Annotated in this window: 27 protein-coding genes and 1 pseudogene; 15 read left to right on the top strand and 13 right to left on the bottom strand. The window is 71.2% G+C overall.

Features of this window, described 5'->3' with window-relative positions:
* Window positions 1-94: 94 nt before the first annotated feature.
* Both AB0M63_RS16765 and AB0M63_RS16760 read left to right on the top strand, forming a co-directional pair.
* Complete coding sequence (locus AB0M63_RS16765; protein WP_366019865.1) at window positions 95-1,138, top strand: phosphotransferase; 1,044 nt, start codon at window positions 95-97, stop codon at window positions 1,136-1,138.
* A 23-nt stretch (window positions 1,139-1,161) separates the two neighbouring features.
* Entirely contained in the window at window positions 1,162-2,265 is a 1,104-nt protein-coding gene (locus AB0M63_RS16760; protein WP_366019863.1) for an aminoglycoside phosphotransferase family protein, read from the top strand.
* 11 nt (window positions 2,266-2,276) lie between these two features.
* Here the strand turns inward: AB0M63_RS16760 and AB0M63_RS16755 are convergent, their stop codons facing one another.
* Window positions 2,277-3,110, bottom strand: a complete 834-nt coding sequence (locus AB0M63_RS16755) for a nitroreductase/quinone reductase family protein (RefSeq protein ID WP_366019862.1) — start codon at window positions 3,108-3,110, stop codon at window positions 2,277-2,279.
* Window positions 3,111-3,299: 189 nt separating this feature from the next.
* On the opposite strand from AB0M63_RS16755, the gene AB0M63_RS16750 reads away from it, so the two are divergent.
* Together AB0M63_RS16750 and AB0M63_RS16745 are read left to right on the top strand one after the other, a co-directional pair.
* Window positions 3,300-3,923, top strand: coding sequence for an RraA family protein (locus AB0M63_RS16750; RefSeq protein WP_366019861.1), 624 nt, complete (start codon window positions 3,300-3,302; stop codon window positions 3,921-3,923).
* Window positions 3,924-3,965: 42 nt separating this feature from the next.
* Window positions 3,966-4,451 carry an HAD domain-containing protein gene (locus AB0M63_RS16745; RefSeq protein WP_355910024.1) on the top strand — a complete coding sequence of 162 codons (486 nt, stop codon included), beginning with the start codon at window positions 3,966-3,968 and terminating at the stop codon, window positions 4,449-4,451.
* Between the two features lie 29 nt (window positions 4,452-4,480).
* Here the strand turns inward: AB0M63_RS16745 and AB0M63_RS16740 are convergent, their stop codons facing one another.
* The gene (locus tag AB0M63_RS16740) at window positions 4,481-5,533 is read right to left on the bottom strand and encodes an aminoglycoside phosphotransferase family protein (protein ID WP_366019860.1); all 1,053 of its coding nucleotides are present in this window, start codon (window positions 5,531-5,533) and stop codon (window positions 4,481-4,483) included.
* 80 nt (window positions 5,534-5,613) lie between these two features.
* Between AB0M63_RS16740 and AB0M63_RS16735 the strand changes: the two genes are divergently transcribed.
* Genes AB0M63_RS16735 through sigJ form a run of 3 tightly spaced genes read left to right on the top strand, consistent with a single transcriptional unit; the run spans window position 5,614 to window position 7,831 of the window.
* Complete coding sequence (locus AB0M63_RS16735) at window positions 5,614-6,078, top strand: GNAT family N-acetyltransferase (protein WP_366019859.1); 465 nt, start codon at window positions 5,614-5,616, stop codon at window positions 6,076-6,078.
* Between the two features lie 60 nt (window positions 6,079-6,138).
* Window positions 6,139-6,915: an NAD(P)H-binding protein gene (locus tag AB0M63_RS16730; protein WP_366019858.1), complete on the top strand. Its 777-nt coding sequence runs from the start codon at window positions 6,139-6,141 to the stop codon at window positions 6,913-6,915.
* 7 nt (window positions 6,916-6,922) lie between these two features.
* Window positions 6,923-7,831, top strand: coding sequence for an RNA polymerase sigma factor SigJ (gene sigJ / locus AB0M63_RS16725; RefSeq protein WP_355910033.1), 909 nt, complete (start codon window positions 6,923-6,925; stop codon window positions 7,829-7,831).
* On the opposite strand, the gene AB0M63_RS16720 is transcribed toward sigJ, so the two are convergent.
* Window positions 7,776-8,726: a LysR family transcriptional regulator gene (locus AB0M63_RS16720; protein ID WP_366019857.1), complete on the bottom strand. Its 951-nt coding sequence runs from the start codon at window positions 8,724-8,726 to the stop codon at window positions 7,776-7,778. The two genes, sigJ and AB0M63_RS16720, sit on opposite strands and share 56 nt — an antisense overlap.
* A 226-nt stretch (window positions 8,727-8,952) precedes the next feature.
* Here AB0M63_RS16720 and AB0M63_RS16715 point away from each other — a divergent pair, with 226 nt between their 5' ends.
* The gene (locus AB0M63_RS16715; RefSeq protein WP_366019856.1) at window positions 8,953-9,510 is read left to right on the top strand and encodes a DUF6817 domain-containing protein; all 558 of its coding nucleotides are present in this window, start codon (window positions 8,953-8,955) and stop codon (window positions 9,508-9,510) included.
* Window positions 9,511-9,547: 37 nt separating this feature from the next.
* Here AB0M63_RS16715 and AB0M63_RS16710 read toward each other — a convergent pair whose 3' ends face one another.
* Window positions 9,548-10,240 (bottom strand): TetR/AcrR family transcriptional regulator C-terminal domain-containing protein, encoded by a 693-nt coding sequence (locus AB0M63_RS16710; RefSeq protein ID WP_366019855.1) that lies wholly within the window; start codon window positions 10,238-10,240, stop codon window positions 9,548-9,550.
* 53 nt (window positions 10,241-10,293) lie between these two features.
* On the opposite strand from AB0M63_RS16710, the gene AB0M63_RS16705 reads away from it, so the two are divergent.
* On the top strand, window positions 10,294-11,415 hold the full coding sequence (locus AB0M63_RS16705; protein ID WP_366019854.1) for an NAD(P)/FAD-dependent oxidoreductase: 1,122 nt from the start codon (window positions 10,294-10,296) through the stop codon (window positions 11,413-11,415).
* 57 nt (window positions 11,416-11,472) lie between these two features.
* Here the strand turns inward: AB0M63_RS16705 and AB0M63_RS16700 are convergent, their stop codons facing one another.
* The 4 genes from AB0M63_RS16700 to AB0M63_RS16685 all read right to left on the bottom strand — a co-directional run bounded on the left by AB0M63_RS16700 (window position 11,473) and on the right by AB0M63_RS16685 (window position 13,687).
* Window positions 11,473-11,946 carry a hypothetical protein gene (locus AB0M63_RS16700; RefSeq protein ID WP_366019853.1) on the bottom strand — a complete coding sequence of 158 codons (474 nt, stop codon included), beginning with the start codon at window positions 11,944-11,946 and terminating at the stop codon, window positions 11,473-11,475.
* A complete protein-coding gene (locus AB0M63_RS16695) occupies window positions 11,943-12,398 on the bottom strand; it encodes a DUF6228 family protein (protein WP_366019852.1) in 456 nt (151 codons plus the stop codon). The genes AB0M63_RS16700 and AB0M63_RS16695 overlap by 4 nt, the downstream gene beginning before the upstream one ends.
* Window positions 12,399-12,496: 98 nt before the next feature.
* Window positions 12,497-13,093, bottom strand: a complete 597-nt coding sequence (locus AB0M63_RS16690) for a nucleotidyltransferase family protein (protein ID WP_366019851.1) — start codon at window positions 13,091-13,093, stop codon at window positions 12,497-12,499.
* A gap of 81 nt (window positions 13,094-13,174) precedes the next feature.
* Window positions 13,175-13,687, bottom strand: a complete 513-nt coding sequence (locus AB0M63_RS16685; protein WP_366019944.1) for an NUDIX domain-containing protein — start codon at window positions 13,685-13,687, stop codon at window positions 13,175-13,177.
* 87 nt (window positions 13,688-13,774) lie between these two features.
* On the opposite strand from AB0M63_RS16685, the gene AB0M63_RS16680 reads away from it, so the two are divergent.
* The 3 genes from AB0M63_RS16680 to AB0M63_RS16670 all read left to right on the top strand — a co-directional run bounded on the left by AB0M63_RS16680 (window position 13,775) and on the right by AB0M63_RS16670 (window position 15,394).
* A complete protein-coding gene (locus tag AB0M63_RS16680) occupies window positions 13,775-14,215 on the top strand; it encodes a helix-turn-helix transcriptional regulator (RefSeq protein ID WP_366019850.1) in 441 nt (146 codons plus the stop codon).
* Between the two features lie 56 nt (window positions 14,216-14,271).
* A complete protein-coding gene (locus tag AB0M63_RS16675) occupies window positions 14,272-14,928 on the top strand; it encodes a hypothetical protein (RefSeq protein WP_355910083.1) in 657 nt (218 codons plus the stop codon).
* A gap of 130 nt (window positions 14,929-15,058) precedes the next feature.
* Window positions 15,059-15,394, top strand: a complete 336-nt coding sequence (locus AB0M63_RS16670; RefSeq protein WP_355910295.1) for a DUF2516 family protein — start codon at window positions 15,059-15,061, stop codon at window positions 15,392-15,394.
* Between the two features lie 31 nt (window positions 15,395-15,425).
* On the opposite strand, the gene AB0M63_RS16665 is transcribed toward AB0M63_RS16670, so the two are convergent.
* The 5 genes and pseudogenes from AB0M63_RS16665 to AB0M63_RS16645 all read right to left on the bottom strand — a co-directional run bounded on the left by AB0M63_RS16665 (window position 15,426) and on the right by AB0M63_RS16645 (window position 19,932).
* Complete coding sequence (locus tag AB0M63_RS16665) at window positions 15,426-16,853, bottom strand: fused response regulator/phosphatase (RefSeq protein WP_355910086.1); 1,428 nt, start codon at window positions 16,851-16,853, stop codon at window positions 15,426-15,428.
* 282 nt (window positions 16,854-17,135) lie between these two features.
* A complete protein-coding gene (locus AB0M63_RS16660; protein WP_355910089.1) occupies window positions 17,136-18,209 on the bottom strand; it encodes an NlpC/P60 family protein in 1,074 nt (357 codons plus the stop codon).
* A 245-nt stretch (window positions 18,210-18,454) separates the two neighbouring features.
* Window positions 18,455-19,267, bottom strand: a complete 813-nt coding sequence (locus AB0M63_RS16655; RefSeq protein ID WP_355910093.1) for a class I SAM-dependent methyltransferase — start codon at window positions 19,265-19,267, stop codon at window positions 18,455-18,457.
* Between the two features lie 74 nt (window positions 19,268-19,341).
* Window positions 19,342-19,455 (bottom strand): annotated as a pseudogene (locus AB0M63_RS16650) (hypothetical protein); the annotation flags it as partial.
* Window positions 19,456-19,716: 261 nt separating this feature from the next.
* The gene (locus AB0M63_RS16645) at window positions 19,717-19,932 is read right to left on the bottom strand and encodes a hypothetical protein (protein WP_355910096.1); all 216 of its coding nucleotides are present in this window, start codon (window positions 19,930-19,932) and stop codon (window positions 19,717-19,719) included.
* 596 nt (window positions 19,933-20,528) lie between these two features.
* Here AB0M63_RS16645 and mshA point away from each other — a divergent pair.
* The 3 genes from mshA to AB0M63_RS16630 all read left to right on the top strand — a co-directional run bounded on the left by mshA (window position 20,529) and on the right by AB0M63_RS16630 (window position 24,113).
* Complete coding sequence (gene mshA / locus AB0M63_RS16640) at window positions 20,529-21,866, top strand: D-inositol-3-phosphate glycosyltransferase (RefSeq protein ID WP_355910099.1); 1,338 nt, start codon at window positions 20,529-20,531, stop codon at window positions 21,864-21,866.
* Window positions 21,859-22,374: a YbjN domain-containing protein gene (locus AB0M63_RS16635; RefSeq protein ID WP_355910101.1), complete on the top strand. Its 516-nt coding sequence runs from the start codon at window positions 21,859-21,861 to the stop codon at window positions 22,372-22,374. The genes mshA and AB0M63_RS16635 overlap by 8 nt, the downstream gene beginning before the upstream one ends.
* A 110-nt stretch (window positions 22,375-22,484) precedes the next feature.
* The gene (locus AB0M63_RS16630) at window positions 22,485-24,113 is read left to right on the top strand and encodes a glycosyl hydrolase family 28-related protein (RefSeq protein WP_366019849.1); all 1,629 of its coding nucleotides are present in this window, start codon (window positions 22,485-22,487) and stop codon (window positions 24,111-24,113) included.
* The last annotated feature ends 5 nt before the right edge of the window (window positions 24,114-24,118 follow it).

Genomic DNA, 24,118 nt, shown 5'->3' with positions numbered 1-24,118 from the left:
AATGAGCGGGTTCTTCATCGATCCCCGAAGCTGGTGGAGTAACGTGCGCCTCCTCTACACCATCGGCTCCACCGGAACGGGCTGAACCCAGCGAATGACATCCGATCTCATCGGCGTTCGGCAGCGAGCCGACGAACTGAGCGGCGCCAACGGCGTGGTCAAAGGCCCTCTGAAGGGCTACCACCACGAGACGTACGTCCTGTCCCTGCCCGGCGAGACACGCATCGTGAAGCTCCGGGAGCCGCGCGATCGGATCCTGTGGTTCGACCGCAGGTGCTTCCACTCGGAGGAGGAGCTGCTCCGGGCGCTGCACGGGAGGGTCAGCCGCATCCCCGATGTCTACGATGCCGAGGGCATGGCGCTGCAGGTGTTCATCGAGGGCCGGACGCTCAAGCCACGTCCCTGGGAGGACAAGCGGGTCTCGCCGGTGGTCCTCGACCAGATCGTCGGCCTGTTCGAGGAGCTGGCGCGGATCACGCAGGACACGCTCGACGTGGGCCGGCGCTGCGAGCCCGAGGACCGCGCCGAGAACGGTGACTGCGACGGCTTCCTGGAACGTCTGATCGTCTTCGTGGAAGACCAGGTCTACAAGGACAACCACCTCAGATTCGGGAGACTTTTCGAAGACCTCGGTATCGGCGAGGAAGCGTTCGATCACCTCAGAAAGAACGTTTCCGGGCTGACGGAACGCGACTTCTTCCTCCTGCACGCCGATCTGCACCGCGAGAACTTCGTCCTCGACCCGCTCAACCAACTCTGGACCATCGACTGGGAGTTGGCGATGGTGGGGGACCCGCTCTACGACTTGGCGACGCACCTCTATCTGATGTCGTACCCGGCGGACCAGAAGCGCCGGATGGCGGAGGAGTGGTTCAGGGTCGTCCATGGTGTACGCCCGGAGAGCACACGCGGCTGGGAAGAGGACCTGGAGCGCCTCATCGATTTCAAGAAGGCGCAGTCGGTGTTCACCGACATCATCCGGGTGTCGCTGTCCCTGCGTGACGGGTCGGGGTTCAACTGGGTCCGGCTTCCGGCGGCGGTCCGGAAACTACAGGCCGTCATGACGGCCGCCGCCCGCCCCCTGGGCCTGACCGAGGTGCCGAGCCGATCCCGGATCGCGTCGGCGCTCGTCCGCTAGCTCCTCCGGCGGCGAAGCACCCCATGGGCACACCGGGTGATCCCGACATCCCCTCCCTCAGCTCGCTCCTGGCACACGCCCCCGAGCCGCGACAGGCGGCGAACGGGTACCACAACCAGAGCTACGTGCTGATCGTGACGGACGACGACATGGCGCGGTTGGTGAAGCGGCCTGTCGGCACATCCGTGCTCCTGCGGAGACGGCGTGCCCATGCCCTGGCGGTGGTGATCCGGACCTGGCGGGACGAGGCCGCGATCCTCGACGCCGTCGGCGCCGTACTGCCTCATGTTCCCCAATGCCTCATGAGGAGCCGGGAGTTCACGATCCACAGCTATGTGGACGGCGTACCGCTCTCCAGCGTGTGCGCGGACGGAGAGCCGGTCGATTCCCGCCTCGTCACGGAACTCGCCGCTCTGCTCGCCGGGATGGCCCGGGTCCGCCGGGACGCGCTGCCGCCGCTGCCGAGCGCCTGGCCGAGCGACGACACGGACAGCCAGGAGCTGCTGCGCACGCTGGTCGACCAGGCTGACCGCCAGATCCGTCGGCCCAACCAGGCAGCCTTCGGTGGGTTGTTCGCGGCGCTCGGGGTGCCGGACGACGCCCTGGCCCGGTTCCGCGAACGGGTTCCCCTCATGACCCGGCGCCCGTACAGCCTGCTGCACGCGGACCTCCACCGCGACAACCTGATCCTGCCGTACGCCGGCGAGCCGCCCCTGATCTGCGTGGACTGGGAGCTGGCCACCTACGGGGACCCGCTGCACGACCTCGCCACACACCTGGTGCGTATGCGGTACCCGCACCACCAGTGGGCCGAGCTGACCGGCGCCTGGGAGGAGGCGATGGCGAGGGTGCGTCCGGCGGCTGTGCGGGGGTACGCCGAGGATCTGCGCCACTACCTCGACTTCGAGCGGGCCCAGTCCGTCTATCCGGACGTGATGCGGGCCGCGCAGTCGCTGCTCCCGGAGGACCTCGCCCCCAGCCGCCTCGAAGCGGCCGTGCCGGCGGTGAGCCGGGCCCTGGAGGCAGCGGCGGAACCGCTCCGGCTCCGGCACCTACCGGAGCCGGGCGAGATCGAGCGGATCCTCCTGCGCTGGCGGACATCACGGCTCACCGCCCGAGAGGGGTGACGTGGCCCGCATCAGCCGAGAAGCGGGATCAACTCCTCCTCCTCGTACGTCAGATGCGCCTCCAACGCCGTCGTCAGCCGCTCCACCTCGTCCCGGACGCCCCCCGGGTCCGCGTCCTCGGCGGTGAGCGCCTCGCGCAACTCGTCCATCAGCTCCGCGATCCGTTCGTGCTCCTCGCGCAGGCGGGCCAACGCGGGTGCGGAGTGCGGGTGTTGCTCGGAGATGTGCGGGAACAGGGCCAGGTCCTCGCCGGTGTGGTGGTTGTGCAGGCCCTGGCAGAAGGTCAGGCAGTTGACGCGGAGTTGGGCGCCGAGGGTGGTGGTGCCGGTGGTCAACTCGGCGCGGATCAGGGACAGTTCGTGGCGGAACGCGTCGTGAACCGCCTTGATCGCCTCGCCGAAGGACGGTGCGTTGATCTGTCCCGGGCCGCCCTGCGCCAGGCTGTGGAGGGCTATGACCGGGATGACCCGGTCGGTCTTCTCCTGGTACGCCGCCCAGCCCGCGTCCGCCTCCACGGCTCGGGCGAAGACCTCGTCGCGTTCCGCGCCGGTGAGGGCCACGGCTCGTGCCTCGTAGGTGAACGTGCCGGTCTCGACGGTGACTTGGGGGTGGGCGAGGAGGTTGCGGTACCAGTCGGGGTGCCGGGGCGAGCCGCCCGCCGAGGCGATGACGAGGACTCGGTCGCCGCCGTCGGGGAGGTAGCCGACGGGGGTGGTGTGCGGGGTGCCGGTGCGGGCGCCGGTGGTGGTGAGGAGGAGTAGGCGGGCGCCCTCGAAGTAGCCGCCCACGCGGCCCCGGTTGGCGCGGAACTCGTCGATGACATGCTGGTTGAAGTCGTTGGGCATGGGGTGGGTAAGGCTCCTTGTTCTCTGTCGCTGCTGGTCCGTGGAGGGCGGTGACGCCGATTTTCTGGATGCAGTGACAGATGGCGGGCCCCTGGCCCGCCACGGCCTCACTCGGAGGCCGGGTACCCGACTCGTTCACGGCACAAGGCCGACCCGGCAGTCATAAGAGGGGACGGTAGCGTCCGGCGTATGACTGACGCCAGTGACTTTCGGAGCATCCCCACGACCACCCTCGCCGACCTGCTCGGCGGCCGGCAGGTGATGGACCTCGGTATCCGACCGCTGTGGGGTCCGATGCCGCGGCTCGCAGGGCCGGCCTTCACCGTGCGGTGTCCTCCCGGCGACAACCTCATGCTGCATGCGGCGATCCACCGCGCCGAGGCCGGTTCGGTCCTCGTCGTGGAGTCGGGGGACGTGGAGTACGCGCTCGCCGGCGGGAACGTCTGCGCCGTCGCCCAGCGGCGCGGCATCGCCGGGTTCGTCCTGGACGGGGTGATCCGGGACGTGGGCGAGGTGCGGGAGGCGGGGTTCCCCGTGGTCGCCCGGGGCGTCGTGCCGATCCCGGGGGTCAAGAAGGCCGTACTGCCGCTGAACGAGCGGGTGACGTGCGGGGGAGTGGCCGTCGACGCCGGGGATGTCGTGGTGGCCGACGAGGACGGGGTCGTCGTCGTGCCGGGCGGGCGGCGCGCGGAGGTGCTCGCCGGGGCGCGGGCGCGGCTGGAGAAGGAGGCCGCCGAGAGCCTCGACGAGTGGGAGGTGGCGCATCGGGCCCGGGTCGACGAGATCCTCGGCGCGGGCGGATTCGAGGGGTGATGTGCGTGGCGTAGCAGCGGAGAGTGCCCGATCCTGGTGCCGATGCTCCTCTTCCTCGATGTCGACGGGACGCTGCTCCCCTTCGGTGCGTCGCGGCCGTACCCGGTGTACGAACCGGCCTTCGCTCGGCCGACGGCCGACGCCCCGCCGCTGCTGACCCGCATCGACCCCTCGCTCGGGCCGCGACTGGCCGCGCTGCGCTGTGAGTTGGTGTGGGCCACGACCTGGATGGACGACGCGAACGTGTGCGTCTCGCCCTGGCTCGGACTGCCCCAACTCCCCTTGGTGGACTGGCCCGACCCCGCCGAGGGTGCCCCCGGCGGACTGCACTGGAAGACCCGGCCGCTCGTCGACTGGGCGGCCGGGCGGGCCTTCGTGTGGCTGGACGACGAGATCGGGGACGCCGACCGCGACTGGGTGAGCGCCCATCACCCCGAACGGGCGCTGCTGCGGCGTGTCGACCACCGGTATGGGATCACGGGTGCGGATCTCGATGCGGTGCGGGAGTGGTTGGACGTCAATCGGTAGGGGGCCGTGGGTAGTTGACGGAGATCCGCTCAGAACGGGGGCTCGTCCGACGTCAGTCGCAGCAGCCACTCGGCGCTTGCCCTCGCGCCCGCTGCGCGGGTCGCCTCGGTCGCGCCGGGGAAGTGCCGGCCCCAGGAGACCGCGCGGCCGATGACACCGAGCCGTGTCGCCAGGGCGAGCGCGCGGTGAAGTTCCTTTGTGGTGAGGCCGTTTGACGTCCAGGGTTCCAGGTAGGCGTCCCGCAGGCGGGGCAGCGCCTCTGATCCGTAGCGTTCGGCGACCCGGCCGGCGGGGACCAGGAAACTGCAGAACGGGTGCGAGACGGCGGCGTCGCCCCAGTCGAAGAAGACGAAGCGGCCGGGCTCCGGGTTGAACACCTGGCCGTCGTGCAGGTCGGAGTGGTCGAGCGAGTCGGGGATGCCCAAGTCGGCGAGTTCTTGCGACCAGTCCAGCAGGCGCGGCCGTAGGGCGCGCAGACTCGCGGGGTCGACGGAGGCGGTCGAGGTGACGGACCTGATGAACTCCACTGTCCGGTCGAAGACTTGGGGGAGTTTCGTCGTCCGGGCGCTGGGGACGCCGAGTTGTTCGAGATCTTTGGTGTACGGGATCAGGGCGCGCTGCATGGTCGCGTACTGGCGCAGTGGTTCCTCCCAGGCGCGCTGTTCGGCGGGGCCGTGGTCGAGGACGTCCCGGAAGAGCGCGCCGCCGTCGGGCAGCAGCGACCAGCCGCGCTCGGCGTCCACGGCGAGGGGTTCAAGGACGTGCTCCGGTACCCATCGGGCGAGCGCGGCGGTGAGCGGTGCCTCGAAGGCGCCGGCCGGCGGGTTGGCCTTCAGCCACACGATGGTGGTGGGAGTGGTGGCGTCTGCCTCTACCGGGATACGGACCAGCACCGACCAGGGGCGCAGCCGTACCCTCTGGCGGCCGGTCGCGCGCAGGCCCCGCGCCGCCAGCTCGCGGCCCGCCCAGTCGAGAGCCGACTCCCGCCAACTTGCGTGGTCCCAGGGCGTCTTGGTGTCCGCGTACTGTCCGCGGTCAACGATGACCGAGGTGTCGTCGACGGTCGATGTGTCTTCGCGCATCGCGTCATTCCAGCAGCGGAGCCGCCGGGATTCCATCGGATTTCCGTGCGGTGGAAGGTGCGCGCGGTAGCGTGCCGATCATGGCTGACTGGGACATACGGCCCGCGCGGGCGGCGGACGTCGAGGCCGCGGCCGAGTTGCGCGCGGAGGTGATGCGGGCCGATCTGGAACGGCTCGGGCGGTACGACGCGCGGCGCGTGCGGCAGCGGCTGCTCGACAGGTTCGAGCCCGCGCACACGTGGGTGATCGAGGTGGGCGGTGAGTTCGCCGGGTGTGTGGCGCTACGGCCGGACGAGGGCGCCCGCTGCCACTGGCTGGAGCACTTCTATCTGGCCGCGCGTCTCCAGGGCGGCGGGATCGGTTCCGCCGTGCTGCGGGAGCTGCTGGAGCGGTGCGACCGTGACGGTGTCCCCGTCGTCCGGCTGGACGTGCTGCGGGGGAGCCCGGCCCGGCGGTTGTACGAGCGGCACGGGTTCGTCGTGGAGAGCGAGGACGAGGTGGACGTGTTCATGGTGCGGGAGACGCCGGATCGAGGCTCGCCCTGACATACGCGGGGGCTGCGTCGTCGTAGACGTATGTGGTAACCGGTGAAGGAGAGGATCGGTATGCGGGTCGCGGTGGCGGGTGGTACGGGGCTGGTCGGGCGGTATGTGGTCGAGGAGTTGGTGGCGGGCGGGCAGGAGCCGGTGGTGCTGAGCCGGTCGAGGGGGGTGGACCTGCTCGTCGGGGGCGCGGGGCTCGATGCCGCGCTGGACGGGGTCGAGGCGGTCGTCGACGTGAGCAACGTGACGACCGTGGGGGCGCGGAAGTCGGCCGCCTTCTTCGGCACCGTCGGCCGCAACCTGCTCGACGCGGGCGCGCGGGCCGGCGTACGGCATCACGTGGTGCTGTCGATCGTCGGCATCGACCGGGTCGGCCTCGGCTACTACCAGGGCAAGCTCCGGCAGGAGGCCGTGGTGAAGGAGGGACCGGTGCCGTGGACGGTGCTACGGGCCACCCAGTTCCACGAGTTCGCGGGGCAGACGCTCGACCGGGTTCCGAAACCCCTCGCGGTGGTGCCCCGGATGCGGACCCAGCCGGTCGCGGCACGCGAGGTCGCCCAGCACCTCGTGCGGCTCGCGACAGGTCCGGCGCAGGGCATGGCCCCCGACCTCGCCGGTCCGCGTGTCGAGCAACTCGTCGACATGGTACGGCGGTTGCTGCGCGCCCGGCACGAGCGGCGGCTGGTGCTGCCGGTGCGGATGCCGGGGGCGGTCGGGGCGGGAATGAACGGGGACGGGCTGTTGCCGGTTGCCGGCGAGACCGGGCCCCGCGGTGTCCAGACGTACGACGAATGGCTCGCGCAGCAGGTCGCACAGGGCCGCATCGCCCGGGGAGGATGACCGCGCCGTGGCCGCCCATGACGACCCGACCCTCGGTTCTCTCACGGCCGAGCGGCGACGGCTGCTCAACCTCGGGTACCGGATGCTCGGTTCGGTGCAGGATGCCGAGGACGTCGTACAGGAGACGTATGCCCGCTGGTACGCCCTGTCCGAGGCGGAGCAGCGGGCGATCGAGGTGCCGATGGCGTGGCTGACCCGGGTCGCCTCGCGGATCTGCCTCGACCAGCTCGGTTCGGCGCGGGCCCGGCGGGAGCGGTACGCCGGTGAGTGGCTGCCGGAGCCGGTGCGGCACGGGGCCGCGTGGACCAGTACGGGTGGCGCGGGCGCGGACGATCCCGCCGACCGGATCACCCTCGACGAGTCGGTGAGCATGGGGATGCTGGTGCTGCTCGACTCGATGACTCCGGCGGAGCGCGTCGCCTTCGTGCTCCACGACGTGTTCGGGATGCCGTTCACCGAGATCGCCGAGACGGTGGGCCGTACCCCCGCGGCCTGCCGCCAACTCGCCTCCTCCGCGCGCCGGCGACTGGCCCAGAGGCCGTCCGGCGGCGGTACGGCGGCGGAACACGGGCGGGTCGTCTCCGCGTTCCGCGAGGCCTGCGAGACCGGCGATCTCGACACCCTCGTCGCCCTCCTCGATCCCGCCGTCACCTCGCGCAGCGACGGCGGCGGCAAGGTGCGGACGGCCCTGCGCCCGATCGTCGGCCGCGACAAGGTGGCCCGCTTCCTCCTCGGCCTCCTGCGCCGGGAACCCGGGGTCGAACTCGTCGAGGACGACGTCAACGGCCTGCCCGGAGTGTCGGTGCGGATGGGCGGGACGACGCTCGGCGTGGTGGCGGCGGAGGTGCGGGACGGGCTGATCACCGAGCTGTGGATGGTGGTCGATCCGGACAAGCTGCGGGCGTGGAACGCGTGAGGGCGGCCTTCTCGGCGCAACTGCGGGCGACGGTGTCGGCGAAGGTCCGGGCCAGCGGGGTGAGGGCGTCCCAGCGGCGGACGGCCCAGCCGACCGGGAGCGGGGGCAGGTCGGGGAGGGGGACGAGGCGGAGGGGGCCGTCGCCGGGCACCTCCCAGCCGGGGAGGACGGGCACGACGGCATGACCGAGGCCCAGCTCCGCCAACAGAAGGGCCGTGTCCCAGTCGGCCACACTGGTGTCGGAGCCGCCGCGGACACCGAGGTCGGCGAGGGCGGCGTCGAGTCGGGCACCCGAGGTGGAGTTCGGCGGGAGGCGGATGAGGCTGGTGCCGGCTAGTTCGGCCGGGCCGACCTGGGCCCGGCCCGCGAGCGGATCGTCGGCGCGTACGGCCAGCACCCACGGCAGGGCTACGACGGGACGCTGCTCGACTCCCCGTACCGAACCGGCGATCGTGACCCAGGCGAGGTCCAGGTCACCGGTGATGAGGGCGTCGAAGCAGGCGCGGCTCGATGTCTCCGTCCGGAACTCCAGGCTGACCTTCGGACAGCGCTGCCGGAAGGCGACGACGGCCTCGGCCATGAAGTGCCGCACGGTGGTTCCGCCGGTGGTGACGCGCACGGAGCCGGTGTCGCCGTTGACGAGGTCCCCGAGCCGGCGCATGGCGAGATCGAGTCCGGCGATGCTGTCCGCGGCGGCCTCGCACAGGACACGCCCCGCGTCGGTGGGGACGACCCCGCGCGGCTGCCGCTCCAGCAGGCTCAGACCGGCCTCCCGCTCCAGCCGCTTCACATGCTGGCTCACCGCCGACTGGGTGCGGCCCAGCTCACGGGCGACAGCGCTCAGACTGCCCGCTCTGCACACGGCCACGAAGACACGCAGATCCTCCAGAGTCATAACTGCCAAGTTAAAGCTTGGAGTTGGGGAGAAATCCATAGGATTGACTGGGGTGACGGGGTCCCCGAGGATCAGTGCAGGGCCCAGGCGGCAACCCGTCCGCGCTTTCCCGGGGTCCGGACCACCGGCGAACGCGCGGACGGGTGCCGACCTCACAAGACGAGACAAGACGAGACAAGGCAAGACGAGACGAGACGTAAGGATCCCGACCGTGCCGGGTTTCTCCGTGGCTGACGCTTCCGTTCGGGCCGTCGCGCTCCTGCGCGAACTCGGTGCCGCCGAGACCGCCCACCCGGGCGGCACCCTCCTCGCACACCTCCAGCGCGTCCAGAAACGACTCGCCGCCTGGAACGCCCGTCCCGCCCTCCAACTCGCGGGCCTGTGCCACGCGTTCTACGGCACCGACGGCTTCCCCGTCGCACCGCTCTCCCTCGACCGCCGCGACGAACTCGCCGAGGTGATCGGCGCCGAGGCGGAGAGCATCGTGTACCTCTACGCCTCGTGCGACCGGAGGGCCACCTACCCGACGCTCACGGACGCCGACGCCTCTTTCCATGACCGGTTCACCGGCCGGGTGCGCACGCCGGAGCTGGGACCACGACGGGACTTCGCCGAACTGTCCTCCGCCAACGAACTCGACCTCGCCCGCGTCGACCCGGTCTTTCGTGCGCGGTGGGGTGCCGAACTCCTCGCGCTGTTCAGCCGGTTGCGGCCGTTGCTGAGTGAATCGGCGTGGGGGGAGTGCCGGGTGGTGCTTGCGGAGGGTGGCTCTCGGCGGGGCTGAGTCGATCGCGGGTCAGCAGGACAGCAGGAGCTGAGCGTCACGTCGACGGCCCGTCGAGTTTCGCGGCCACCGCGTCGAGGACCCAGTCCAGGCCGGTGGTGAAGGAGGTCTCGGCGTCCACGTCCGTGCCGTCGTGGACGGCCTTGGTCAGGGCCGGGAAGCGGCCCGTGGCCAGCATCCTCGTCAGGTGCGGGCCGTGGGCGCGCTGCCAGTCGCGCTTGGTCAGGCCGGTGGCGCGCTCGGCCCGGAGGTTGGCGATCTCGCGTCTGATCGCGCCGGTGGAGTAGGCGCTGACCGTCTCCACGGCACGCATGACGGTGTCGACGTCGGCGAGGCCGTCGAGGGCGGACAGGGTGGCTTCGGCCACGGCGAGACCGTTCGGGCCCAGGATCGGGCGGCCGCCGAGCAGGTCGGCGAGCCATTCGTGACGGAGGGCGGTCTGCCTGGTGCGCCGGGCGAGACCGCGCAGCGCCTCCCGCCAGTCGCCGGGTCGCTCCTCGGGGAGGATCTCGGCCTGAACCTCGTCCACCATGAGGTCGAACAGCTCCTCCTTGGTGGCGATGTATCCGTACAGCCGCATCGGGCCGGCGTTCAGCCGGGCGGCGACCTTGCGCAGGGACACCGCCTCGAGCCCGCCCTCGTCGGCCAGCGCGACGGCGGCGGCGACGATCCGCTCCCGGTCGAGCGGCACGGGTCGAGTCGGCGGCTCCGGCCGGTCCCAGACAGTCATGGTCACACCGTACCGTTGCGATACATTGTAATGAACCAATACAGTGTATCGCCATGAGACGTCGTATCGCAGTGGTCGGCAGCGGTCCCGCCGGCCTCACCTTCGCCCGTGTCCTGCACCGCCACGGCCACCCCGTCGCCGTCCTCGAACGCGATCCCGCCCCCGATGCCCGTCCCCCGGGCGGCACGCTGGACCTGCACAAAGGGCTGGGCCAACTCGCGCTGGACAAGGCGGGGCTGCTGGCGGAGTTCCGTGCGCTGTCCCGCCCCGAGGGGCAGGCCATGCGCATCCTGGACCCGGACGGGACGGTCCTGCGCGACTGGCGGCCCCGCCCGGACGACCTGGCCAATCCCGAGATCGACCGCAGACAACTCCGTGACCTGCTGCTCGGCCCGCTCGACGTCCAGTGGGGGCGGGGCGTGACGCGGGTGGTGCCGGGGACCCCGGACGGCGTACTGATCCATTTCTCCGACGGGCGACAGGAGGCGTACGACCTCGTGGTCGGCGCGGACGGCGCCTGGTCCCGGACCCGCCCGGCGGTCTCGCCGGCGACGCCGCGCTACACCGGGGTCACCTCGGTCGAGACCTCCCTCGACGACGTCGACACCCGCCACCCCGACCTCGCCCGGTTGATCGGCGACGGTTCCATGGCGGTGTACGGCGTGAACCGTGCCCTCGTCGCCCAGCGCAACAGCGGCGGCCACGTCAAGGCGCACGCCCAGTTCCGCGCAACGCTGGACTGGCACGCGCACCTGGACCTGGCCGACCCCGAGGCCGTCCGATCGAGCCTGCTGGCCCTGTTCGACGGCTGGGCCGCCCCCGTCCTCGAACTCCTCCGCCACGGCACGACCTTCGTCCACCGCCCCCTCTACGTCCTGCCCGTCTCCCACACCTGGACCCATGTCCCCGGGGTGACGCTCCTGGGCGACGCGGCCCATCTGATGCCCCCCTTGGGCGCGGGCGCCAACCTCGCGATGCTGGAGGGCGCCGAACTCGCCGAGTCCATCGCCACTGTCGGCTCCGCGGATCCGGACGACGCCGTCCGCGCCTTCGAGGAGCAGATGTGGGCACGGGCCGGGAAGTGGGCGAAGATCACTACGGCGGGTCTGGAGCGCCTGATGAGCCCGGATCCCGCGGATGCCGTCGCGCTCTTCGACGAGGTTCAGGCGTCCTGATCGGGGCTGGCTCGCTCCTGTCCCGTCTCGCTCGACCTGAGAAGTGCGCTGTCCGGGCTATGTGCCTTGGGGATGCTGGTGGGTGAGCCATAGGCGTCTGAGGGCTTCGAGTTCGGTTCGGGGGAAGTGGTCGCCCCACTTGCCTCGGTAGGCGCTCTCGCCGTAGGTCTGTGCGACCTCGTCGAAGCAGCGGATCACGGCGCGGGCGAGTTGGTCGATGCCGAGCTGACTCGACCAGATCTCGCTTCCCTCTTTGTCGTGGTCGCCGCCGTCGCGCAGTTCGAGCACGCGGATCCAGATGTCGTCGCCTTCGCGATAGAACACCCAGCGGTAGGCGGTCGGTTCGGCGTCGAACTGGACACGGGTCTCCGTCTCCCCCGCGACGAGCCGGGCCACCGCGGTCAGGAACTCCTCGGGCGCGCTGGTGATGTAGGACGCGGTGAGCTCGGCCTTGGTGTGTTGATCCTCAAGGGTGCAGTCGGCCCATCCGTGTGCCTCCAGTACCCAGGTGATGCGCATGCCGGTTGTCACTGGTGCTCCTCGGCGAGGAAGCGCCGGATGTCGGCGGCCAGGGCAGTCATCTGCTCGCCGGCTTCGAGCCACGTGGTCACCGAGGCGCTCCAGCCGCCGACGGCCCGCGGCCAGGGGCGCACGGTCCAGGTCAGCCCGACATGACCGCCGGACCGGAAGACGGCCGACACCGTCAGGTCGCGGTCGTTGGTGTACCAGCTCCGTGCACCGTCCCATCCCCGGTAGTCCGCGGCGAGTTCTTCCAGGAACACGGTGAGATCGCTGTCCCAGATCCAGGCGACGACCTCGTCGACGCGCGCGGTCAGGCCCGGGGCCCGCAGCTCGACGGCATAGTGCACGGAGTCCGGGTCGGGGCTGAACCGGTCGCGGAAGGTCACGCCGACGGAGGGGTTGTCCTGGCAGCGGACGGTCACGCCGGCCTCGTCGTCGGTGTCGGCACCCAGGGAGGTCATGGGTGGAACGCTAGGCCGGCACCGCGTTCGGCGGTATCGGGATTCGCCTCCGGTGGGGTGTTCCACGGCGTTCTGGCGGATGGCGCGATGTCCGAGCGTCAGCCCGGCCACGGCAGCACCGTGAGCTCCGGCCACTCGTCCCTCCAGCGTGCCGTCTTGGCCTCATAGACCTCCCGCGGGGCAAGCACCGGGTTCGGCCGGACCACCAGGTTGAACACGTCGGAGAGCCCGTGGGGCGCATAGACGTGCCACCCACCGTCGGGGTCCAGCCGCACCCCCAGACAGCACGTCGTCGCGGCGAACGAGTCGATCGCCGCCTCGGTGGACTCGTGAGGCGGGCAGGGTACGCCGAATTTCTGCTCGTACCAGAGGTGCACACGGGCCTCGTTGCGGATCTCCACCTCGGCCGGCAGTCCGGCGAACATCTCCTGCCCCGCCTTGATCACAGCGTCCTCCGCCTCCCAGGACAGGTCGGTGCCGTCGAAGTAGAAGATGTCGTAGTCCTTGATGCCACTGGTCGGGGGCCTGTCGGTGACCACGTTCCACACCGTCTGGAAAAGGCAGCCCGCCGTCACATACCAGCCGGGCAGTTCCAGCGTCGCTGCCCTGGTCAGCACGTCGGCCAGGACCTCGTTCTGGGAGAGAACGGACCGCAGGCCATCGAGCTGCTCAGCGAGTGGGAGTCGACCGAACATCCGTCCTCCCTATCACGAACAGCCGCTCTGACAAGGCGCGTTGACCGCGACTGGCCGCCGCAGCCCGCGAGGCGGCCAAGTTCAGGACCGCGCGGTCCTGAACGCGAGATACCGGCCGAAGGCTTCGTGGCTGTCGGGGGTGAAGCGCCACTCCAGCAGGGCCGACCGCAGCTCCGGCTCGGTCAGCCAGCCGTGCCAGGCGACCTCATCGGGGTCGGCGGTCACGGCGTCCGGCACCACGGCTTCGTGCACGCCGAGCCAGTGAGGGCTCAGACCGCTGCGGTTGAGGAACGTGAACAGCAGGCGCGGCTGCACGCGGATGCCCAGCTCTTCGGTCAGCTCCCGTGCGGCGGCCTGTTCGTAGGACTCGCCGACATTCGCGGCGCCACCGACCTCGACCTCATAGAGCCCGGGGAAGCGCGACACCTGCTCCGACCGCCGGTGGACGAGGATCCGGCCCCCCTCATCACGACACACCGTCACGGCGACCCGGTGCAGCCAACCCTCCCGGACGGCCTGCCGGCGGCTGACCACCATCCCCACGGCACGATCTTGATCGTCGACACGCTCCACCAGTTCGTCCACGACGCACACCCTGGCAGACCCCACCCCCGAGTGGCATGGCGCACTTTTGCAAGCGGGTGCTTGCAATAGTTAGCGCGGGTGGTGCAAGGTGGACGTATGGCAACGCTCAACGTCGGCAATCTCGGGGAGTATCTGCGTGACCAGCGGCGCAACGCGCAACTGTCACTGCGGCAGCTCGCCGATGCCGCCGGGGTGTCGAATCCGTATCTGAGTCAGATCGAGCGCGGGCTGCGCAAGCCGAGCGCGGAGGTGTTGCAGCAAGTAGCCAAGGCGCTGCGGATCTCCGCCGAGACGCTGTACGTGCGGGCCGGCATTCTCGACGCCGAACGTGATCGGGACGAGGTCGAGACGCGTGCCGTCATCCTCGCCGATCCCACGCTCACCGAGCGGCAGAAGCAGGTGCTGCTTCAGATCTACGAGTCCTTCCGCAAGGAGAACGGGTTCGAGATCGCCGACGGGGGCGAGGAGAGCGAACCGTCCGCGACCGACGGTGCCGACGGCAGCGACGCCGAACCGCGGGACGGGACGGCCGGCTGACCCGCGGACGTACATCACAAAACCCTCAGCTGATAGCAACCGGGAGGACCATCACCATGGCCATCACCGATGACCTGCGTAAGACCCTGAGCGACCCCACCCCCCTCTACTTCGCCGCCGGCACCGCCGACCTCGCGCTCCAGCAGGCCAAGAAGGTGCCCGGTCTGGTGGAGCAGCTGCGTGCCGAGGCTCCGGCCCGGATCGACGCCGTGCGGGGTACCGACCCGAAGGCCGTGCAGGAGAAGGCCGCCGCCCGCGCGAAGGAGGCGAGCGCCAAGGCCAAGGAGGCGCAGGAGAACCTCCAGACCAAGGTCAACGACTTCATCACCGGCCTCGACGGCGACCTCAAGAAGCTCGGCAGCACGCTCGACGCCGACCTGAAGAAGTTCGGCGAGTCCGCCCAGGACTTCGCGCTGCGCGGTGTCGGCGTCGCCGCCGAGTACGCCGTCAAGGCGCGCGAGGCGTACGAGAAGGTCGCCGAGCACGGCGAGCAGGCCGTGAAGACCTGGCGCGGCGAGGCCGCCGACGAGATCGAGGAGCTGGCCGTCGCGGTCGAGCCCGACCCCGAGCCGGTGTCCGAGCCCGTCGTGGTCAAGGCCGAGACCCCGGCCCCGGCCGCCCCGGCCGCCGCCGCTCCGGCGAAGAAGCCCGCCGCGAAGAAGGCGCCGGCCCGCAAGACCACCGCGAAGAAGACCACCCCGCCCGCGAAGTGACACGAACGGGTGATCGGTGACGGGTCGGGCACTCCATGAGTGCCCGGCCCGTTCTTCGGGTAGCGGGAATCCGGTTGCGGGTACGGTGACCGCGTAGGACTAGCCGAGTCGGGTGGTGGACGTAGTGCTGATGCAGGGCTTCACGGGGTTCATGTGGCTGTTGAGTACCGCCCTGATCATTTTCAGCGGCTTCGCGCTCGTCGACGCCGCCACGCGTCGCGAGGACGCCTATCGCGCGGCGGACAAGAAGACCAAGCCGTTCTGGCTGATCATCCTCGGGCTCGCCTTCGTGGTGAACCTGATCTTCAACATCCTGTCGTTCCTGCCGATCATCGGCCTCGTCGCGACGATCGTGTACATGGTCGACGTACGCCCGGCCCTCCGCGGCCTCCCCGGCGGCGGCCGCAGCCGCAGAGGCGGCTCCAGCAGCGACGGCCCCTACGGCCCGTACAACGGCGGCCGCTGAAGCCGTACGACCACCCCCGGCAGGGACCGGGCTACGGCGCCCGGTCCAGCAGCAGTACCGCCACGTCGTCCGTCAGTTCCCCGCCGTTGAGGTCGCGGACCTCGTTCACCGCGGCCCGGAGCAGTTCCTCGCCCCGCAGGCCCTCCGCGAGCTGGCGGCGGACCATGGCCACCATGCCGTCCTGGCCGAGCCGTTCGCGGCGGCCCTCGCCGATCCGGCCCTCGATCAGTCCGTCGGTGTAGAGCATCAGGCTCCACTCGGCGCCCAGTTCCACCTGCATCCGGGGCCAGCGGGCGCCGGGGAGCAGGCCGAGGGCGGGGCCGTTGTTGTCGTAGGGGAGGAGTTCGGCCGGGCGGCCGGGGCGGGCGAGCAGCGGGGACGGGTGGCCGGCCAGGCACAGGCCCGCGCGGCGGCCGTCGGGTGCGATGTCGACCGTGCAGAGCGTCGCGAAGATCTCGTCGTCGGGGCGCTCGTGCTCCAGGACCTGTTGCAGGGTGCCGAGGAGCTCGTCGCCGCACAGGCCCGCCAGGGTGAGCGCGCGCCAGGCGATGCGCAGTTCCACGCCGAGCGCGGCCTCGTCGGGGCCGTGCCCGCAGACGTCGCCGATCATGGCGTGCACCGTGCCGTCGGGGGTGCGCACGGTGTCGTAGAAGTCGCCGCCGAGCAGCGCGCGGGAGCGGCCGGGGCGGTAGCGGGCGGCGAAGCGCAGCGGGGAGCCGTCGAGGAGGGGTGTGGGCAGCAGGCCGCGTTCCAGGCGGGCGTTCTCCTGGGCGCGCAGCTTGGACTCGGTGAGCTTGCGCTCCGCCCGGTCCGAGCGTTTGCGCTCCACCGCGTAGCGGATCGCGCGGCTGAGCAGCCGGCCGTCCAGCTCGTCGCGGAAGAGATAGTCCTGGGCGCCCACGCGGACCGCCTCGGCGCCGCGCTCGGTGTCGCCGGACGCGGTGAGGGCGAGGACGGCGTGGTGCGGCGCGATCCTCAGCACGTGCTTGAGCACGGCCAGCTCGTCCACGACACCGTCGGCGCCCTCCGCCGCCCGGCCGGGGGCGGGCAGCGCGAGATCGAGCAGGATGCAGTGGACGTCGTCGGTGAGCAGCCGCTCGGCCTCGGTGAGGTTGCGGGCGGTGCGGATCCGGATCGGCTTGCCGGTCGGGTCGAGCAGCTCGGGCACGATCGGCGAGCCGCCGGGATCGTCCTCGATCATCAGCAGGGTGAGGTGGCCGGCCGGGGTGCCGTGGGCAGCGCGGGGCGCGGCCTCGGCCGTGCCGGTGCCGTCCTTGTCGCCGGTGACGGTGTCGTCGTCGACCGGGTCCTGCGTGCGCGGGGCCTCGGTGGCCGGGGAGCCACCTCGTGCGGTGTCTCCCGAGCTGCCTCCGGAGGGGCCGTCGGCCGCGGGTGCGGCCTGCGCCTGACCACTCTCCACGGCCGGGATCGCTCTCTGCCGCGGTATGGGTGCGGGCATCGTCCTGTTTCCTTCCCTCCCCCCGAGGGCGGCGGGGCGAGGGACCTCGACCCACCGACGGGGACCATAGCGGTAGTCGGCGCCGTAAAGGAATGGTGTGAGGCAGGTCGCTTGGCAGGTGGCCACTGTCATATGCCGTGATCCGTACCGCAGTTGGGCAGGATGGCGGTGGGGTCGGAATGACGAAGGTCACGCCCGGTGGGGGTTTGGGGCGGGTGGTGCGTGCGCTGCGTCACGTGGTTGGGGTCACCCCGACGGCATCACGCCTACCGGGTGGGCAAATTACGCATCCGGTCGCACAACACCCAATATCGGCATCGAGCCGGCCCCCGCGATCGTCACGGTCCGCCCCGGCCGCGGGGCGTGGATGATCGCGCCGTCGCCGATGTACATCGCGACATGGCTGGCGTCGTCGAAGTAGATGATCAGGTCGCCGGGGCGCATGTCCTTGACGTCGACATGCTTGAGCTGCTTCCACTGCTCCTGCGAGGTGCGCGGGATCGGGTCGCCGGCGCTCGCCCAGGCCTGCGAGGTCAACCCCGAGCAGTCGTACGACGACGGGCCCTCGGCGCCCCATTCGTACGGCTTGCCGAGCTGGGCCGTCGCGTAGGCCACCGCCGCCTTGTCCGCCGCGGACGCCTTGCCGCTGATGTCCTTGAGGACACCGGAGTCGAGCCACGCGGTCTGCGCCTTCAGCGCGGCCTGCTGCTCCAGCTTGGCCAGGCGCTCCTTCTCCTGCTTCTCCAGTTGGGACTCGAGCTTCTCGGCCGCCGCGATCTGGGTCGTGACCTTCTTCTTGGCGGTGGCCTTGGCCTGGCGGTTCTTCTCCAACTGCTGCCACTGCGCGGAGGCGTCGGCGGTGTACTGCCTCAAGTCCTGCTGGGTGCGCGTCAGTTCCGCGATCAGGCCCTTGGTGGCGCGCTCGCCCTGGAGCACCCGCCCGGCACCGTCCAGGAACTCCTGCGGATTGTCGCTCAGCATCAACTGCGCCTCGTCCGGAAGCCCGCCCGTGCGGTACTGGGCGCGGGCCGCGGCACCGGCTCGGTCCTTCAACTCGTCCAGTTTCGCCTGGCCCCGGACGATCTTCCTGGCCAGCTCGACGATCTCGGCGGACTGCTTCTTCGTCTGCTCCTCGGCCGCGTTGTAGGCGTCGGTGGCGACGGCGGCGTCGTGGTAGAGCTTGTCGAGCTTCGTGCGTACGGCCTCAAGGTCCTTGTTGGTCACGGGAGTCGAGGAGGCCGTAGTCGACGGGGTCGGCGTCGGGCTCGCGAACGCGGTGCCGGGTGCCGCGAGTACGGTGACCCCGCAGACCACCGCCACGGCCGTCGTGATCAGGGCTCGCCTGCCCGCTCCCATACCCCTGCCCCCACATCTGTACATGCCCGACGTATCTGATTGACCGTCAGTAACTTACGGACGCCTGAGGGATCGTGCCATGCCCGCACACAAAACGACAGAGGCAGTACTTCCCGTACTTCTCTCCTTTCCTTCCAGGTCATGACCTGGGCGTGCGTGCCGTGGTGATCTCTCCGCCCGTGTGACGAACGGCCGCCGGAGATCGTTCCCTTGCCGTCCCCCGCGGGCCGCGCGCCCGCCAGGGTTCACCCGCGCGGGGCCAACGCCCCCCAGGCCACGGTCACTTCGCCCTGCCGCCACCGCACCGGCCCGTCCGTCACCGGCCAGTCGGCCGTGAGGTCCCGCACCGCCCGCATCCAGCGCTGACGGGCGCCGTAGGAGGCGTAGGGCGCGGCGGCCGCCCACGCGCGGTCGAAGTCGCGGAGGAAGGCGTGCACCGGTTCGCCGGGCACATTGCGGTGGATGAGGGCCTTGGGGAGGCGCTCGGCGAGGTCGGACGGTCGCTCCAGTGAGCCGAGCCGGGTAGCGAAGGTGACCGTGCGCGGTCCCTCCGGGCCGAGCGCGACCCACACATGCCGGCGCCCGATCTCGTCGCAGGTCCCCTCGACGAGCAGCCCGCCCCGCGAGTGCGCGGAGGCCGGCGCGAGCCGTCCGCACAGCCGCGCCCAGACCTCGGCGACCCGCGCCTCGTCGTACTGCCGCAGCACGTTCGCCGCGCGGATGAGCACCGGCCGCTGCGGGACGGGAACCTCGAAGCCGCCGTGCCGGAAGACCAGCCCCTCGCGCTCGTACGGTTTCGCCGCCGCGACCCGGGCCGGTTCGATCTCGACACCGACCACGCGCGCGTGCGGGGCGACGGTCCGGAGGCGTTGCAGCAGCTCCACGGCGGTCCAGGGCGCCGCGCCGTACCCGAGGTCGACGGCGACCGGCTCGACGGCCCGCCGCAACTCCGCGCCGTGCGTCGCCGCGATCCAGCGGTCCATGCGGCGCAGCCGGTTGGGGTTGGTCGTCCCGCGCGTCACCGTTCCCACGGGGCGGGTTGTCGCGCGGGCAGTCATGGCTACGAGGGTATGCGGGCGGTGTCGGCGCGGTGGCCGGGCGGGCTCTTCAGGCCTTCCAGGCGGGACCCCGGTCAGCGTGAGGTGTGTGTCGCTCTGCGGTGCAGTGTGAGGGTGAGGCCGGCGCCGGGCGCGATCAGGGCTGTGGCGGTGGCCGCGAACGCGGGGGTGCCGTTGCTCGCGCCGGTCTGGGCGAGGTGGGTGGCGTCGCCCGCGGGGCGCTGTTAAGGCCTTGTCCGGGCCGAACGGCGCTCGCGGTCCTCCGTGGTCGGGGGTTCGGGTTGGGAGTTGGGGGCCCGGCGCCGGGGTGGAGGGCGCGCGTGCGTTGGCGGCGCGGTGGGACCGGTGCGGGAGCGTGGCCGGCGGGATGTGGAGTGGGACACCTCCATTGTCGGCGCGGTGGCCGGCGGACCCTCCACGCCCGCTGGACCCTCCAGGCGGGACCTCGGTCAGCGCGAGGCGCGTGTTGCCCTGCGGTGCAGTGTGAGGACGAGGCCGGCGCCGGGCGCGATCAGGGCTGTGGCGGTGGCCGCGAACGCGGTGGCGCCGTTGCTCGCGCCGGTCTCGGCGAGGTGGGTGCCGCCACCCGCGGGCGACGGGGCGCTGCTCGCCGCGGGCACGGGGCTGCTGCTCTCGGCAGCGGTCGGGGCGGAGTCGTCGGACAAGCCGGAGGAGCCGGAGGAGCCGGAGGAGCCCTGACGAGCCGGAGCCGGAGGGCTGCGGCGACGACGAAGCCGGCACGGAGGCCTGCGCCGACGACGAAGCCCCGCACGTCATGTCCGGCACCACCACGTTCGGTGTGATGTCCCCGTCGACCTGGTCGCCCGCCTTCACATGCACCCGGAAGGCCTGACCGAGGTACAGGCCCTGGGGGCGAAGTCGACGCTGACGCCCTCGGTGGTCGGACGGGCGATCGTCTCGGTGCAGATCAGCCATCCCCGCCGGGCTGGCTCAGCTCGATGTACACGCTGAGTCGACGAAGAAGTGATCGGCGACCGCCTCGCGGGTGGTCACGAGCGGGTCATGGGCATGCGGGCCGACCGTTCGGGCAAACGGACCGGTGGGCGGCCGGACCGTTCCGGCGGCCCGCCCAGCGCGACCATGGGCCACGCAGTAGCCGCTCGAACGGTTGAGCGACGCACGGTAATGGCTCGGCAAAATCCCGCCGCCCCGGAATGGGAATCGGACGCTCCGGCGTTGGCTCCCCTGGAGGGAACCCCACGCCCGCCCTCAGGCATGCCCGCAGCAAGGAGGACGCCACGTGAGCCAGTACGTCAGCAGGCTCGGGCGGCGCTCCGCGGCCACGCCCGCCCGGCTGCGACTGCACCGCAAACCCCGCCGTGTAGCCATGCTCTCCGTGCACACCTCACCGCTGCACCAGCCCGGCACGGGCGACGCCGGCGGCATGAACGTCTACATCGTGGAGCTGGCCCAGCGCCTAGCCGCGATCAACATCGAGGTCGAGATCTTCACCCGCGCGACCACGGCGGCCCTCCCCCCGAAGGTGGAGCTGGCCCCGGGCGTGCTCGTCCGGCACGTGGACGCGGGCCCCTACGAGGGCCTCGCCAAGGAGGAACTCCCCGCCCAGCTCTGCGCGTTCACCCACGGAGTGATGCAGGCCTGGGCCGGCCACCGCCCCGGCTACTACGACCTGGTCCACTCGCACTACTGGCTCTCCGGCCACGTCGGCTGGCTCGCCGCCCAGCGCTGGGGCGTCCCCCTCGTGCACGCCATGCACACCATGGCCAAGGTCAAGAACGCCAACCTGGCCGACGGCGATACCCCCGAACCGGCCGCCCGCGTCATCGGCGAGACCCAGATCGTCGCCGCCGCCGACCGCCTCATCGCCAACACGGCGGAGGAGGCCGACGAACTCGTACGGCACTACGCCGCCGACCCCGCCAAGGTCGCCGTGGTCCACCCCGGCGTGAACCTCGACCGCTTCCGCCCGGCGGACGGCCGAGCGGCGGCCCGCGCCCGCCTCGGCCTGCCCCAGGACGCGCTGATCCCGCTCTTCGCGGGCCGCATCCAGCCCCTGAAGGCGCCGGACGTGCTCCTGCGCGCGGTCGCCGTGCTCCTCGACGAGCGGCCCGAACTGCGTTCGAACATCGTGGTCCCCGTCGTCGGCGGCCCCAGCGGCAGCGGCCTCGCCAAGCCGGAGGGCCTGCAGAAACTAGCCGCGCGGCTGGGCATCGCGGATGTCGTACGGTTCAGGCCGCCGGTCGGGCAGGAGCAGCTCGCGGACTGGTTCCGGGCCGCGTCCGTGCTGGTCATGCCGTCGTACAGCGAGTCGTTCGGCCTGGTCGCCATAGAGGCGCAGGCTGCCGGTACGCCGGTGCTCGCGGCCTCGGTCGGCGGCCTCCCGGTGGCCGTGCGCGACGGAGAAACCGGGTTCCTCGTCCAGGGCCACGATCCCGCGGCCTACGCGCGCGTGCTGCGCGACCTCGCCGACGACCCGCACCTCGCGCCCCGCATGGGCGAGGCCGCCGCCCGGCACGCCCAGCGCTTCGGCTGGGACACCGCGGCCGCCGCCACGGCGGACGTCTACGCGGCCGCCGCGCAGGCCCACCGCCGTCACGTACGCTCGCACCATGGGTGAGGCAGCGGCAGCGGACCAGGAGCGGGCGGCGCAGGTCATCGAGGGTTTCCTCAAGAGCGCCGAACTCGCCTGGGAGAGCCCCGAGTCGGGCACCTACGTCGTGCAACTCCCCGGCACCCGCAAGCTGTCGACGACCCTCTCCCTCATCGTCGGCCGCCACTCCCTCTCGCTCAACGCCTTCGTCATCCGCCACCCCGACGAGAACGAGACGGCCGTCCAGCGCTGGCTCCTGGAGCGCAACCTCAAGCTGTACGGCGTGAGTTACGCCGTCGACCAGCTCGGTGACGTCTACGTCACCGGGCGGCTGCCCCTCTCCGCCGTCACCGAGGCCGAGATCGACCGCCTCCTCGGCCAGGTCCTGGAGGCCGCCGACGGCAGCTTCAACACCCTGCTGGAGCTGGGCTTCGCCTCCGCGATCCGCAAGGAGTACGCGTGGCGGGTGTCGCGCGGGGAGTCGACGCGGAACCTGGACGCGTTCACTCACCTGACTCAGCGCCCCACCGACTGATCTCCTGCTGACCCCTTTCGCCGCGACCGGCCGTCGTGGCATGCTCACCGCCAGCACATTTCTGAACAGCGTTCACATCCATGAAAATCTGCGTGGGAGGACGTACGTACATGAGCCGCACCCGCCTCACCAGACGAACCCTGCTCGGAAGCACGCTGGCCCTGGCGGCCCCCCTGCCGACAGGGACACCGCGAGGTCAAGTCCCGTCCCTCTGGCGGGAGTTCACCCGAACCCCCTTCACCCACCCGCAGATCCCGTACGTCGGGAAGGCGGGCGCACGGCGCCACCCCCGGCACTCACGGGTGTTCGACGTCCTTGGCTACGGCGCCGTGGCGGACGGCACGACCGACTCCGCCCCCGCGATCAACCGTGCCATCGCCGCTGCCGGCGGGGCCGGCGGTGGCACGGTTCTCATCCCGCCCGGCACCTTCCGCATCGACGACGTGATCCGTGTGGGCCACTCGAACGTGGTGGTCAGAGGCGCGGGCAGCGACCGTACGAAGCTCTACGCGACGAAGAACCTCACCGAACTGATCGGCGTCTACGGCTCCCGCTACGGCGGCGACAAGTCCTCCTGGTCCTGGGCGGGCGGCCTCATCTGGCTTGCTCCGGCGGCCCGCCTGGACTCACTGGTCGCCGCGATCAGGGCGAAGGCCTGGCCCTTCGAGGGCTGGACCGGCAACAGGCGTGACGAATGGCGGCAGTTGACGACGGTCGAGCCGGCCCGGCAAGGCTCCTGGACGGTGACGGTCGCGGACGCCTCGCACCTGAGGCCGGGCACCCTGGTCCTCCTCCGCCTCGCCGACGACCCCGGCCACACCCTCCTTCAGCACATGGCGGGCGGCGGCCCCGGCCCCGAGGCGTACTACTGGGACGACAAGACGAAACTGCTGTCCTACGTCCCCTACGAATGGCCCGTCCGCATCGCGCGCGTCCACGGCCGCGAGGTCACCCTGGAACGCCCGCTCCCGCTCGACATCCGCCCCGAATGGAACCCGCAACTCACCACCCACGTAGAGGAGTTGACGGGCTCGGGCGTCGAGGGCCTCACCCTGGAGGCAGTGGAGGCCCCACAGCAACCGCACCTCCTCGACAAGGGCTACAACGGGGTCGTCCTCCAATGTGCCTACGACTGCTGGCTGGACGACGTGACGGTCCGTCATGTCGACAACGGCTTCGGCCTGGTGGCGGCCTCGGCATGCACCCTGCGCGGTACGACGGTGGCGGGTCGCGGCTCCCACCACCCCTACTTCTGCCGCGAGGGCTCGCACGACAACCTCATCGAGGACTTCACCATCGAGGAACGCACCGTCCCGGCCCCGGCCAACACTCAGCTCCACGGCATCAACGTCGAGGGCCTGTCCTCGTACAACGTCTGGTCGCGCGGCGACATGCGCATGGGCACCTTCGACAGCCACCGCGGCCTGCCCTTCGCGAACGTCCGCACCGACATCACGGTGAACAACAACGGCCGCCACGGCGGTGACGCCAGCGCCGGCCCGCTGTTCGGCGCCCGCTTCACCCACTGGAACGTCCGCGTGACGAACGGCCGCGCCGGCCTGATGAAGATCGACCAACTGGCCCCGTACAGCGCCACGGTGGGCCTCAACACGGTCACCGAGTTCGACCAGACCGACGTCCCCGACTTCACCGGCGACCCGCACTCACGCCTGGAGCTCTACGGCACGACGGATGTCGTACGGCCGCGGAACCTGTACGAGGCGCAGCGGGAGCTGTAGGCCGG

It is taken from the genome of Streptomyces sp. NPDC051576, assembly GCF_040681835.1.
Classification (GTDB): domain Bacteria; phylum Actinomycetota; class Actinomycetes; order Streptomycetales; family Streptomycetaceae; genus Streptomyces.
The sequence above is the reverse complement of the archived record's forward strand: the minus strand, read 5'-3'. Positions and strand labels throughout refer to the sequence as shown.